General features: G+C 40.0%; 14 protein-coding genes. 12 read left to right on the forward strand and 2 right to left on the reverse strand.

Features of this window, described 5'->3' with window-relative positions; translation table 11 throughout:
• Positions 1 to 61: 61 nt before the first annotated feature.
• The 7 genes from MKY17_RS11265 (at position 62) to MKY17_RS11295 (ending at position 7,861) form a co-directional block, all read left to right on the forward strand.
• Positions 62 to 520 (forward strand): hypothetical protein, encoded by a 459-nt coding sequence (locus tag MKY17_RS11265; RefSeq protein WP_098371768.1) that lies wholly within the window; start codon positions 62 to 64, stop codon positions 518 to 520.
• Positions 521 to 619: 99 nt separating this feature from the next.
• A complete protein-coding gene (gene phnX, locus MKY17_RS11270; protein ID WP_098371769.1) occupies positions 620 to 1,450 on the forward strand; it encodes a phosphonoacetaldehyde hydrolase in 831 nt (276 codons plus the stop codon).
• A 174-nt stretch (positions 1,451 to 1,624) separates the two neighbouring features.
• Entirely contained in the window at positions 1,625 to 3,388 is a 1,764-nt protein-coding gene (gene xsc, locus MKY17_RS11275) for a sulfoacetaldehyde acetyltransferase (RefSeq protein WP_098371770.1), read from the forward strand.
• 149 nt (positions 3,389 to 3,537) lie between these two features.
• Positions 3,538 to 4,890: an aminotransferase gene (locus tag MKY17_RS11280; RefSeq protein WP_179891089.1), complete on the forward strand. Its 1,353-nt coding sequence runs from the start codon at positions 3,538 to 3,540 to the stop codon at positions 4,888 to 4,890.
• Positions 4,891 to 5,037: 147 nt separating this feature from the next.
• The gene (locus MKY17_RS11285; RefSeq protein ID WP_098371771.1) at positions 5,038 to 5,787 is read left to right on the forward strand and encodes a PIG-L family deacetylase; all 750 of its coding nucleotides are present in this window, start codon (positions 5,038 to 5,040) and stop codon (positions 5,785 to 5,787) included.
• A 45-nt stretch (positions 5,788 to 5,832) separates the two neighbouring features.
• Complete coding sequence (locus tag MKY17_RS11290; protein WP_098371772.1) at positions 5,833 to 6,885, forward strand: putative sulfate exporter family transporter; 1,053 nt, start codon at positions 5,833 to 5,835, stop codon at positions 6,883 to 6,885.
• A 268-nt stretch (positions 6,886 to 7,153) separates the two neighbouring features.
• Complete coding sequence (locus MKY17_RS11295) at positions 7,154 to 7,861, forward strand: GntR family transcriptional regulator (RefSeq protein ID WP_098371773.1); 708 nt, start codon at positions 7,154 to 7,156, stop codon at positions 7,859 to 7,861.
• Positions 7,862 to 8,110: 249 nt separating this feature from the next.
• Here MKY17_RS11295 and MKY17_RS11300 read toward each other — a convergent pair whose 3' ends face one another.
• Positions 8,111 to 8,620, reverse strand: a complete 510-nt coding sequence (locus MKY17_RS11300; protein ID WP_098372001.1) for a divergent PAP2 family protein — start codon at positions 8,618 to 8,620, stop codon at positions 8,111 to 8,113.
• Between the two features lie 265 nt (positions 8,621 to 8,885).
• On the opposite strand from MKY17_RS11300, the gene MKY17_RS11305 reads away from it, so the two are divergent.
• Genes MKY17_RS11305 through MKY17_RS11320 form a run of 4 tightly spaced genes read left to right on the forward strand, consistent with a single transcriptional unit; the run spans position 8,886 to position 11,165 of the window.
• Positions 8,886 to 9,257, forward strand: a complete 372-nt coding sequence (locus MKY17_RS11305) for a hypothetical protein (RefSeq protein ID WP_098371774.1) — start codon at positions 8,886 to 8,888, stop codon at positions 9,255 to 9,257.
• Between the two features lie 29 nt (positions 9,258 to 9,286).
• Positions 9,287 to 10,555, forward strand: coding sequence for an erythromycin esterase family protein (locus tag MKY17_RS11310; protein ID WP_339201903.1), 1,269 nt, complete (start codon positions 9,287 to 9,289; stop codon positions 10,553 to 10,555).
• Positions 10,556 to 10,602: 47 nt separating this feature from the next.
• Positions 10,603 to 10,941, forward strand: a complete 339-nt coding sequence (locus MKY17_RS11315; RefSeq protein WP_179891079.1) for a hypothetical protein — start codon at positions 10,603 to 10,605, stop codon at positions 10,939 to 10,941.
• A gap of 5 nt (positions 10,942 to 10,946) precedes the next feature.
• Entirely contained in the window at positions 10,947 to 11,165 is a 219-nt protein-coding gene (locus MKY17_RS11320; RefSeq protein WP_179891080.1) for a hypothetical protein, read from the forward strand.
• A 274-nt stretch (positions 11,166 to 11,439) separates the two neighbouring features.
• Here the strand turns inward: MKY17_RS11320 and MKY17_RS11325 are convergent, their stop codons facing one another.
• Positions 11,440 to 11,880 (reverse strand): GNAT family N-acetyltransferase, encoded by a 441-nt coding sequence (locus MKY17_RS11325; protein WP_098371778.1) that lies wholly within the window; start codon positions 11,878 to 11,880, stop codon positions 11,440 to 11,442.
• A gap of 123 nt (positions 11,881 to 12,003) precedes the next feature.
• On the opposite strand from MKY17_RS11325, the gene MKY17_RS11330 reads away from it, so the two are divergent.
• Positions 12,004 to 12,456 (forward strand): MarR family transcriptional regulator, encoded by a 453-nt coding sequence (locus MKY17_RS11330; RefSeq protein ID WP_339201905.1) that lies wholly within the window; start codon positions 12,004 to 12,006, stop codon positions 12,454 to 12,456.
• The last annotated feature ends 78 nt before the right edge of the window (positions 12,457 to 12,534 follow it).

Raw genomic sequence — 12,534 nt, forward strand, 5'->3', positions numbered from 1 at the left:
AAGAGAGTTGTGCCAACAGGTGCTTGGTGCCATCTGTCTTTTAAGTCATGAAGGAGGGATTATGTTGAATGGTTTCCGTGTAATGGCTAGTGCGGTTATCCTTGGAGCCATATTGCTGTCAGGCTGCAACAATTCAAGTGAACCGGACGAGGCTCAACAGGAAAAAAGTCCAGTCATGAATGAAAATCCGGATGCAAATACGGTTGATACCCAAAATGCAGAGGTTATTAAAAAAGGTGTCAGCGATGTGATTCAATCCATAAAAGGATTGGAATCAGAAATAAGTACGGAGGCGGATCCGGAGAAAATTCAAGAAATGGGAAAAGAGATCAGTTCTACATGGGATTCGATAGAAAAGCAAGTAGAAGATGAATACCCCGATTGGTATGAAAGGATTGAGAAAAACCTTTACCCATTAATTGGGGAGTCAGGTAATCCGGATAAGGATCTTGAAAGAATAAATCGACGCTCTGAAGCTGCCAAAGAAGATTTACAGCTATTTTTGGGAGAAGTGAAATGAATTCTCTTTATACCCGTGTAGAAGTGGATTTATGGGTATTAACAGGTTTAGCAGGTTTGGTGATTTTAAAGGAGGTAAGGATGAGGAGGGGAACTTAGATTGGAAAGTGCAAAGGAATGCAAAGAGGTTCAAGCAGTGATCTTTGATTGGGCAGGAACGACGGTGGATTATGGTTGTATTGCGCCGGTCCAAGCATTTGTCGAGATATTCAGGATAAGGGGGATAGATATTACCATTAAGGAAGCAAGGGAACCTATGGGTTTATTGAAGATGGATCATATAATGGAACTCCTGAAAATGAAACGAATCTCCAATTTATGGATTGCTAAATTCGGGAAAGAACCGGACGAAAGAGATCTAAAATCATTGTATATGGACTTTGAGGCTTTGCTTTTTAAAGTTCTCAAGGAAAACGCCAAGCCAATACCAGGCGTAATTGAATTAGTCAGCCGTTTAAGGCAGCAAGGAATAAAAATCGGTTCGACGACAGGGTATACTTGTGAAATGATTGATGTTGTTAAACAAGAGGCGGAAAAATGGGGCTATCAACCAGATTCCATCGTTGCGTCTAACGAAGTGCCTGCAGGAAGGCCTGCCCCTTGGATGTGCTTTAAGGCGGCGATGAATCTCCAAGTGTATCCACTCAGCAAAATCGTTAAAGTCGGCGATACGATCAGTGACATCAAAGAAGGCATTTCTGCCGGAATGTGGACTGTTGCCGTATTGAAAGGCGGCAGTGAAATCGGCCTTTCAGAAGCGGAAATCAACGAAATGGACCCATACGATCTGCAAAAACGGATGAAACATGCAGAAAATCGTTTTTGGAATGCAGGAGCCGATTTCGTAATTGATGAAATAGGTGATTTATTGGAGATCATCGATAGGATCAACTACAGATTGACAGAAAAAAAGGATATATTTATTGGTTAAAAAAGATTCTTATACATGAGTTAGTGACTATGACGGTTAGAGATTTTAAATAAATTCAAAATATTCAATTTATTTATTGACTGTTTCATCCAATGGTAGTATTATACATCTTATAACTGGTACGGACGTCGCAACGTCATTATCAGAAATAACTATAATTAAGGAGAATGTGCTATGGTCGAAACAAAAATGTTAAGAGGAACGAAAGTTAAAATGACACCAAGTGAAGCCATCGTTGAGACATTAGTGGCCGAGGGAGTTAAACATATTTCGGGAATTCTGGGATCTGCTTTCATGGATATGCTTGATTTATTGCCTACTGCAGGCATCCGGTTCATTGGTGTCCGCCATGAACAAAGTGCAGCACATATGGAAGATGCCTATTGTCGTGTCTCTGGTGTTGCAGGAGTTGTCATCGGGCAAAACGGACCTGGAATGACGAATATGGTCACCTCTGTTGCAGCGGCCAATCAAGCCCATACTCCAATGGTGGTCATATCACCTTCTGCTGGTACACCAACGGTTGGGTGGGATGGATTCCAAGAATGTGATCAGGTTTCCATCTTCAAGGCCATCACTAAGGAAACAGTTAGAGTGACACACCCAGGCCGGGTCGCTGATTGCCTTAGGACAGCATTTCGAATTGCCTATGCCGAGAGAGGACCGGTTTTATTCGATATCCCCCGTGATTACTTCTATGGTGAAGTGGAAGATCAAATACTTCAACCACATCAATATCGCGTAGATGAACGGGGCTGCGGATCTTCTGCATCTTTGGATAGAGCGGCAGAAATTTTAGCTGAGGCTGAGTATCCTGTCATTATTTCCGGTAGGGGAACGGTCGATTCAGATGGCATCGAGGAAATTAAGAATATTGCAGAATATTTAACAGCTCCGGTAGCTGTCTCCTATATGCATAATGATGCCTTTCCTGCTGATCATCCATTGTCAGTCGGTCCAATCGGTTACATGGGTTCAAAGGCAGCCATGAATACACTAAAGAAAGCAGACGTCATATTGGCGGTCGGTACAAGATTATCGGTTTTTGGAACGTTACCATGCTATGACATTGATTATTTCCCTAAAGATGCACAAATCATCCAAATAGATATTAATCCAAGGCAAATAGCGAGGACACACCCTGTGGAAGTTGGGATCATCGGAGATGCCCGTGAAGCGAGCCATGAAATCTTGAAACGGTTGAAGGCTAGTAAACCTAACCTAAAACAAGAAAAAAAGCGGATGGTCGAAGTAACGAATGAAAAACAAAAATGGGAAGAAGAATTGGTGAAACTTGCGATGATCGATGGAACCCCGATCAATCCGCGTCGGGCCCTTTTGGAATTGACTAAAGTGTTGCCTGAAAATGCCATCGTTACTACAGATATCGGTAATGTATCGTCAACTGCAAACGCTTACTTAAAGTTCAATCAGAGCCGCAGGCATATCGCTGCGCTTACATTCGGGAACACGGGATTTGCTTACCCATCTGCACTTGGTGCCAAGTTAGCTGAACCGAACACGCCTGTTTTAGCCATTGTTGGAGATGGAGCGTGGGGCATGAGCTTACATGAAGTGAGTACGGCCGTTGAAGAAAACATACCGGTCATAGCATGTGTGTTCAATAATAATGCATGGTGTGCAGAGAAAAAGAATCAGGTCGATTTTTATAATAATCGTTTTGTAGGGGCGGATATCCAAAATCCTGATTTCGCGGAAGTTGCCCGATCAATGGGTGCTGTTGGTATTAGAGTGGAAAAACCCGAGGAGTTAGGCGCTGTCATTGAAGAAGCAATTAAATCAAACAAACCGACTGTCATTGATATACAAGTGGATGGAACACAATTAGCTCCTCCATTTAGAAAAGATGCATTAAAAATGCCTACTAGATTATTAGAAAAATATTCTCATTTAGATCATAAAAACTGGGATAAATAATGGTGTGAAAGGGTGATATGACAGGTGCGATGATTTGATGATCTATTTTGGTCATCGCACCATCACCAATGCTCTATAAAGGTCTGTAACAGCATGGGAACTTAACTTAATTGCGTTCAATGAATAATAAGGGGGTTTCAATTGTGAAGATGGAAACTGAAATGAAAGACCTTGTTCAAATGGATAAAGACCATTTATGGCATGCGATGCATCGCTATAATGAGAAGGATGCTCCCATGATGGCTACAGAAGGATCCGGCTCATGGTTCACAGATACTAAAGGTGATAAATATCTAGATGGGGTTTCCGGTTTATGGTGCTTGAACCTGGGTCACGGGCGAAAAGAGATTGCGCAGGCAGCCTATGAACAAATGATTAACTTATCTTATTTCCCTTTAACGTTAAGCCATAAGCCGGCAATCGAATTATCTGCAAAAATAAGTGAACATTTAAAGGGATCCTATACAACGTTTTTTACGAACAGCGGCTCTGAGGCGAATGAGACAGCTTTTAAAATAGCCAGGCAATATCATTCCCAAAATGGCAATCAGGGTAAATACAAATTCATCTCTAGGTACAGAGCTTATCATGGCAATACTTTTGGCGCGCTAAGCGCAACCGCACAGGCAAATCGGAGAGTGAAATATGATCCTGCGGTTCCAGGTTTCCTGCATGTGCCACCACCGTACAGTTATCGGAGTCCGTTTGGGGAAAACGTTGAAAACTCCGATTTGCTTGCAGCTGAATATATCGATCAGGTCATTAACTTTGAAGGGGCTGAAACGGTAGCTGGTGTTATTCTTGAACCATTCATCTCTGGTGGCGGGGTCCTTATTCCTTCTAAAGAATACTTAACGAGGGTATCGGAAATCTGTAAGAAACATGATGTTCTATTAATTGTGGATGAAGTGGTTTCAGGTTTCGGAAGAACCGGAAAAATGTTTGGGTTCATGCACTCCGAAGGGGTTCAACCGGATATTGTTACAATGGCAAAGGGTTTGACCAGCGGTTATCTTCCTCTTGGAGCAACGGCAGTGAATTCCAGGATTTATGAGAAATTCAAAGAGAACGGAAATCTAAATCATTTCAGGCATGTGTCAACATATGGAGGCCACCCTGCATCTTGCGCAGTTGCGTTAAAGAACATTGAAATCCTGGAAGATGAAAAAATCGTTCAACGTGTATCTGAACTTAGTGAATCGACACTAAGTGAGCTCTTTGAATTGACAGCCCTGGATAAAGTAGGGGAAGTTCGGGGAGTAGGGTTTTTATATGGCATTGAATTAGTGGAAGACAAAAAGAAAAAATCGCCTGTTTCCGATGAGTTCATGGGTAAAATAATCGGTGCTTGCAAGGAAAAGGGTCTTATCATCGGTCGTAATGGAGATACAGTTCCTGGATATGGAAATGTATTGATCATTGCACCGCCTTTATCCTCGACCGTTGAAGATCTACGCTTTGTCATAGAAACGGTTAAATCCGTATTATATGAATTATGCTAACCAAAATAGTTGATTGAGCTTTAGGGGCTATATATAGACGAAAAATGAAGATGGGCAGGATTTGTCTAACCGTTATGACATCCATGTCCATTTTTTCATGGAGGGTCTAGCAGTGGGAAAACTGGAGAATCCGAAGTAGGAGGAAATATGCAATCAAAACATAAGTTATTGGTAGTTCTTGCACATCCCGATGATGAGTCATTCCTGTGTGGCGGAACCATTGCCAAAATGTCTGAGCGAGGTGTTCATATTACATTACTTTGTGCGACAAAAGGCGAAATGGGCAGGCGCATGGGAAATCCCATTCTTACAACAAGGGAGTCATTGCCTGAACTAAGGGTAGAGGAGTTAAAAAGAGCTTGTGAAGAATTGGGGATAAACGACCTGCGATTTTTAAACGTAAGGGATAAAACGATTGAATTTGAAAGCTTGGATTTATTGGCGGAGAGAATCGTAAAGGTGATTCGTGAAGTACAACCGGATGCACTAGTAACATTCCACGAGAAATATGGGGGGCATCCAGACCATTGTGCGATTGGCCGTGCTGCCGAATTTGCTTTTCTAAAATCCGGTGATCCCAATTTTAATCCAGATCCATTATTTCCAGCTTTTAAGGTTCATAGTCTGTACTTTGTCCTTTGGCATGCTTTTTATGATGAATGGATAAAGGAAAACGGGCTGAGCAGTATCACAAGAGTGAATATAAAAGGGACTCTACAGAAAAAGATTCGTGCCTTAAGGTCCCATCGTTCCCAGACCCTAGCAGTTCCTGAATTGTGGGGGAATCAAAATCCAAGCTTGCCTTTTTTAAAGAAATCCGAGTGTTTTATCAAAGGGAATTCACCTACTAATATAGAAGAAACCGATTTTTTTCAAACGATTGAAAGGTTGGGATGATTCGTAATTTGGGCTTTAGTTTATCTGGAAAGGGGGAAGGAATATATGGAATTAGAAAAATATGAGCCACTGGAAGAAACACCACAAGAGCAGCAAAAATTGCTTCAAAACAGGGTGGTTTTATGGCTGAGCGGTATCGCTTTCACCTTTTTTATTGCTCTCTTAGGCTTGGGGCTGTCCAAGATTGCAGGATTCAATCGAATCGGTCCACTTGCTTGCTCAATCATCATTGCCGTGATATATCGTCAAATTGCGGGATATCCTGAAAAGTTCCGGACGGGAATAGAATTTTCCGCAAAAAAACTTTTGCGTTTTGCCATTATTTTATACGGGTTGAAATTAAATATCGATGTGATTTTCAATCAGGGTCTGCCATTGTTGGTACGTGACATAGGAACAGTGACTTTTGCTATAGTCGTGATGGTCTTGATTGCAAAGTGGTTTAAGGCAGATGCCTCCATTTCCCTACTTCTTGCTGTAGGAACCGGGATATGCGGTGCAGCAGCCATCGCGGCAATATCTCCAATCGTGAAAGCGAAGGAAGAAGATACAGCCATAGGCGTCGGGATAATCGCGTTAATGGGAACACTTTTCTCCATTGTTTATACACTTTTACGTCCGATCCTTCCGCTATCTGCTTTGGATTATGGAATTTGGTCCGGGATCAGTCTTCATGAAATCGCCCATGTTGCCTTGGCGGGAGCACCGGCTGGTGAAGATGCGCTAGCGATTGCGCTTCTTGCAAAATTGGGCCGTGTCTTTTTACTTATCCCATTATGTTTCATTTTTATGTATTGGATGAAAAAACGCACATCCGGGAAAATGGGCCAAGATGCCAAAATTGATTTTCCATGGTTCCTCGTTGGTTTTATAATCATGAGTTTAATAGGAAGTTATGTGTTTGGAACGTATATCACGGTGTCTCCTCTCGTAATGGATGGTATTTCCAAAACGACTACATTTATATTGACAATGGCCATGATCGGTCTTGGACTGAATGTTAGCCTGCAGGCACTGCGGACAAAAGCAATGCGTCCTCTTTTAGCCATGACCATTACCTCTTTGCTGCTTTCGATAATCTCGTACTTTATCGTTTAATAGATAAACTTTTCTATTTTTGCCCATTAAATATGCCTGAAACGTGATGAAGGTTGCATATAGGATAAGCCCTGAATACATAGATCTATTCAGGTTTTTTTTCATCTGAAGATACGTTTTATTGGAAAAGGAGGAGTGGAAAATCGGGAAAATCCTAATTTAAGGAAAGAATAGACCGCTGGCGTGTTTGAATATTATAACTATTTGGTTTACAATATAAGAACTGATACGAACATTACGATGTCTTTTTCTGTTTGGAGGAAATTTTATGGAGTTAGACTTTAAAAATCCAATCCCTTTACATGCTCAATTGAAAACTATATTGGAAAATCAGATTTTGGAAGGTTATTATAAAGATAAAATCCCGAGTGAAAGGGAACTCATGGATATGTATTCTGTCAGCAGGAGCACTGTACGGGAAGCCGTATCCATCCTGGTTCGTGAGGGAATATTGGAAAAAAGGCATGGGAAGGGAACGTTCGTTTCCCTTAAACCTGTACAAGAATGGCTTAAGATGATAAGTTTTACGGAAACCACTAAAAGCATGGGGATTGAACTACTAGATCATGGCCGTGTAATGACACCTGAAAATATAGCTGATGCAAATGGGTTTGATGACGAATCTTACCATATTAAAAGGCTGCGGTTGCAGGGGGATGTCCCAATAGCCATAGAATTGCATTATTATTCTTTGGACCTAGGAAAAAAATTGACGAAATTCGATTTAAGTACAACCGTATTGTATGATGCACTCGAAGGTGATCTAAACATTGACTTTTGTGAAGCAGAACAAATCATAACCTGTGGCTTTCCAACAAAAGAAGATGCAGAACATTTAGGTATAGCCGAAACGCTGTGCTTGCTGATTACAGAACGAATGATTTTTGATTCTGATGGTAACTTAGTAGAATATTATAAAGGGTTATTCCGATCGGATATGTACTCATTTGCAATGAAAATGTCTCGGAAGAATTGATTTTGCACATAAAATGACCTAAGCCCTTTCCAAGATAGTTGAAAGGCTTAGGGCATTTTCAAGTCTACCAGTATATACAATATACAACTACATGCTGCCATTGTTATGATCAAAAGTATTCATTATGGAAAATTTTTCTAGATTCATAAGAAAGTATCCCTATACTGAGATAGTATTTTAGATCGTATAAATCATGCACGCTCTTTTTTAGACCTGTTCATTACATGCCTTACTTCAAGATCTGGAATATCAATGTATGTCCACCGTTTTCAGCCGTTTGGTTTTGGTGGGCTTGCAATCCTCCAATTTAGCTGAAATAAGCCCAAGTGCCACTCCAAGCAGCGCACCTGCCCCCACTTCCACAGGCTGATGTCCGAGCAGTTCATTCAGTTCTTTCTCACGCTCCACATACTCAAAGCTCGGAAACTCTCCAGAAAATTTCGCCATATTATCTTCAAGATCATTCACAAGCTTAGCAATTTCGCCTGTATGGCGCCGAATCCCCTGAGCATCATACATCACAATCACGCCAAACACTGTCGCAAGCGATGTTTCCGTATGCAGCCAGCCCTTATTCGCTGCCACATAAGATGCCAGTGCGGCCACACCTGCAGAGTGCGAACTAGGCATGCCGCCTGTTGTGAAAGCCTGCTTCAAGTCCCACTTTCCCGTCAGCTTATTATGCGTTAAAATTTTCAGTCCCTGTGCAATGCCGATCGCCGACAGCGCTGTTAAAATTCCCCGATTCATCTTTTCCATGAGCAACTCCTCCACTCCAGACCAGTCCAACCCAATCCGGGAATTTATCTTCATTCTTTTGATACCCAAAAAATAATTTTTATATGCGGAAGTTCCATGATTATCGGCATTTATTAAAAGTCTACTTTTGTTAAGTTTCATGTATATAATGGCTCTTTTTTCAGTGTCCGTGTTCGATTATTTCATAATAATATTTATAGGATGGGTACCTTAAGGAAAATATATAACGGAAGATTATTAACATGGTGTTAAGGGTGGCAATGGAATGAACAAGATCAAGGATATAAATCCGGAAGAGTTAAAAAAGATCATGAAGGTAACCGAGCGAATGTCTTTTACAAAAAACTTCAGGTCCGCCACGGCTGAAGAATGGTTTGTTTTCATTCCAGGCTTTAATGATCCAGTTACTGAAGGAGCTGCTGGAAAGGCTATAGTGCACTACAATCTATATGGAAATAAAGATATGTTCATTAACACGACAGTAATTCTGGATGACCCTGTTCTATTTGAGGAAGAAAATTTTCAGCTTGTTTACTCAATTTGTGATGAACTTATAAATCGTCTAGTAGGATACGCTGATACTTTACTGTCAGTACACGCAGGTTCAAATTCTTATAATGCTGAATACAAACGATAATGTTCGTAAAAGAACAAGGAGGAAAAACAGTGCATCATAATCTGGTTCAGTCAATAATCGAACAATCAGTCAAGCTTACAAGTGAAGCAGATTGGGATAAACTCATTCACCAAGTTAAAAATTCAAAATTTGTTTTGCTGGGAGAGGCATCCCATGGAACATCCGAGTTTTACACGGCCCGAGTTGAAATAACAAAAAAACTGATTCAAGAAAAAGGGTTCACCTTTGTAGCCGTTGAAGGAGATTGGCCCGCATGCCAGGCAATTAATAGGTATGTTAAAGGCTATGACCCAGTATCTAAATCCGCAAAGGATGTTCTTAAAATTTTTGATCGCTGGCCGACCTGGATGTGGGCAAACGAGGAAATGATAGACCTGATTGAATGGATGAAAGAATACAATGAGTCTGGACAAAATCAAATAAAAGTTGGATTTTATGGGATAGATATCTACAGTCTTTGGGAATCCATGGATGAGGTGATCCATTACTTAAAACAAATTGATTCACCTGACCTCGAGGCTGCAAGACAGGCGTTCACATGTTTTGAGCCATTCAATCGGAATAATGAAGAGTACGCAGTTTCCGCAGGCATTTTTTCAGAAGACTGTATAGAGGAAGTAGCCAAATTACTGACAACCATTCAACGGAAAAAAGAAAAATACCCCCATCATGAAGAATTGAATTTGAACCTTCAAGTGAATGCATTAGTAGCGTATAATGGAGAAAATTATTACAGGACGATGGTGGTTCATGATGATAAATCATGGAATATTCGAGATATGCATATGGTGGATGCACTAAATGAAATTATGGATTTTTACGGTTCAAAAGGCAAGGCGATTGTATGGGAACATAATACCCATGTTGGCGATGCCAGCGCTACTGATATGAGAGATTCCGGGATGATTAACGTAGGGCAGGTCATTCGTGAACAAAACCCAGCTGAAGATGTATTTATCACAGGTTTCGGAACCTACACGGGAACTGTCATTGCAGCAGATGAGTGGGGCATGGATCTTGAAATAAAAACAGTACCCCCTGCAATTAATGGAAGTTGGGAGGAGGCTATGCACCTTTCGGGGGCATATGATAAGTTGCTCATTTTCACTGATGAAAATCGGCAGCTATTCCAAGATAGGCTTGGACATCGGGCGATTGGGGTTGTATACAGACCGGAATATGAACAATATGGAAACTATGTACCTTCTGTAATGTCAGATAGATATGATGCTTTTATTTACATTGATGAAACACAGGCACTTCACCCGCTTGTTCATGAAACAGCACCCGTTGTGTAATAAATTTCAAGCCCTTAATAACATTTCATGTTATTAAGGGCTTGTTCGTGCTTATTCCTATTGCCCGTTTTTGGTGTTTAAAAAATTGTCCTCGCCAAAATGAAAAATATCACTGTCCCAAAGACTGTGAAAGCCGCAGAACTGACGATAACACAACTAGGGGACTGGGAAAAATTGGTCTTCCTGCAGAAAGAATTACAAATATGCTGTTCACACATCAACATGTTGATCATAATGGAGGATTTTGGGATTTTTTTATTGATGGTTGGCAAGGACCTACAGGAAGGCGTTCCCTTAATCTAATAGGACCTCAATTCCAAGAACTTTATGATAATTCTGTTAAGAGTATCATGCCAGTTTGGGCTGGCCAAAAGATGGAATGTTAACAAATGTGAATATTAAAGATTTTACAGAGGATAAATATAGTTTTGAACTCGATGGTGTGAAAATTACATCAATCCCTGTCCCACATACAATTCCAACATATGCATATCGTTTTGATGCGAATGGACAAAGTGTAGTTGTTTCAGGTGATTTAACTTATACTAAAAATTTTGCCACCTTTGCAAAGGATGCAGATATTCTAGTTATTGATGGAATGAATCATTGAAGGGCGGATAAGGGCCACTGTTTATGTGTGTCCCTTATCCGGTAAATAGTTCACAATACCAAGACCGGTTATTAAAGCAGTAGTAGACCCATAAATTCTGGTTTTTTCCTTTTTAAAAAGTGAATTTAAAAGTATCGTATGGAAAAAATCGACCAAAAGGGCATCAAATGGTGATGTTCCACGGTCTGATTGTATCGTTAAAGAACAACCTAAGGTTAATAGTATGATTCCATCAAATATAGGGTAATGTTTGTTTTACTCACATTTAACACACTCAATCATTCATTAATTCTTTTATCATTAAAAGATGTGGACCGCCATCTTCCATAAAGACATCGGATGAAGTCTGATAGCCGAGTTTTTTATAAAAACCCTCTGCCTGTGTTTGCCCATGTAATTTAACCTTGGATAGTTCCTTTTCCTTTGCAATCTTTTCTAACGTTTTAATTATTATTTTTCCAAGGCCAAATTTACGGTAAGGCTCTAAGATGCAAATTCTCTCCAATTTACCTAAACCATCAACAACTCTTAACCTTCCAGTTCCGACTGGTTTTTCATTATAGTAGACTAATATGTGTTCAGAAGAAGCATGAAGTGCATCAAATTCATCAAATTCACTTTCTAATTGGAAACCTTGTTCCTCAACAAATACTTCTTTTCTGATATGAAAGGCTATTTTTAAATCATTTTCTGTAGTAATTCTCTTTGAATCCAATGTTCTTCATCCCTTTTCTAGATTTATGTAATAAGACAAGTCATAATAAATGTATATCCTTTTTTAGTATAAACGAAATTATTTTTGTTGTAAATACAACAAAAAAAGTTAGGGGCACTTTGAATGAAAGAAATACTCCGTGAAATTGGAATGATAGCAAGGGCATTGGACTCTATAATTAATATTGAATTTAAAGAATTTGACCTTACAAAAGGGCAGTATTTGTATCTTGTCCGAATATGTGAAAATCCAGGAATCATTCAGGAAAAGTTAGCAGAAATGATAAAGGTTGACCGAACGACAGCGGCTCGTGCCATTAAAAAACTTGAAATTCAAGGTTTTATTGAAAAGAAAAATGATGAGGGCAACAAAAAGATTAAAAAGTTATATGCTACTGATAAAGGTGAAAAGGTCTATCCCTTTTTGAAAAAAGAAGGGGAGTATACCGACAAAGTTGCATTATCTGGATTTTCTTTGGAGGAAACGGAAACGATGTTGCATCTTCTTCAAAGGGTCAGAAAAAATATTGAGGTAGATTGGGAATATGTGAAAAAGGGAAATAAAAGGGGGTATTGATACAGCTTATAAGTTATCTGATTCATGGACGCCTAATTGGAGTATCAATGGAACGGTTGTGGATAAGGAATTTATAAA

Source organism: Peribacillus sp. FSL P2-0133, from assembly GCF_037975445.1.
Taxonomy (GTDB): domain Bacteria; phylum Bacillota; class Bacilli; order Bacillales; family DSM-1321; genus Peribacillus; species Peribacillus simplex_E.

Bases quoted from the DNA above. Each gene is read 5' to 3' on its own strand.
- MKY17_RS11330 (WP_339201905.1), top strand. From the start codon at position 12,004: ATGAAAGAAATACTCCGTGAAATTGGAATGATAGCAAGGGCATTGGAC.
- MKY17_RS11305 (WP_098371774.1), top strand. From the start codon at position 8,886: ATGAACAAGATCAAGGATATAAATCCGGAAGAGTTAAAAAAGATCATG.
- xsc (WP_098371770.1), top strand. From the start codon at position 1,625: ATGGTCGAAACAAAAATGTTAAGAGGAACGAAAGTTAAAATGACACCA.
- MKY17_RS11290 (WP_098371772.1), top strand. From the start codon at position 5,833: ATGGAATTAGAAAAATATGAGCCACTGGAAGAAACACCACAAGAGCAG.
- MKY17_RS11295 (WP_098371773.1), top strand. From the start codon at position 7,154: ATGGAGTTAGACTTTAAAAATCCAATCCCTTTACATGCTCAATTGAAA.
- MKY17_RS11300 (WP_098372001.1), bottom strand. From the start codon at position 8,620: ATGGAAAAGATGAATCGGGGAATTTTAACAGCGCTGTCGGCGATCGGC.
- MKY17_RS11285 (WP_098371771.1), top strand. From the start codon at position 5,038: ATGCAATCAAAACATAAGTTATTGGTAGTTCTTGCACATCCCGATGAT.
- MKY17_RS11265 (WP_098371768.1), top strand. From the start codon at position 62: ATGTTGAATGGTTTCCGTGTAATGGCTAGTGCGGTTATCCTTGGAGCC.
- MKY17_RS11280 (WP_179891089.1), top strand. From the start codon at position 3,538: ATGGAAACTGAAATGAAAGACCTTGTTCAAATGGATAAAGACCATTTA.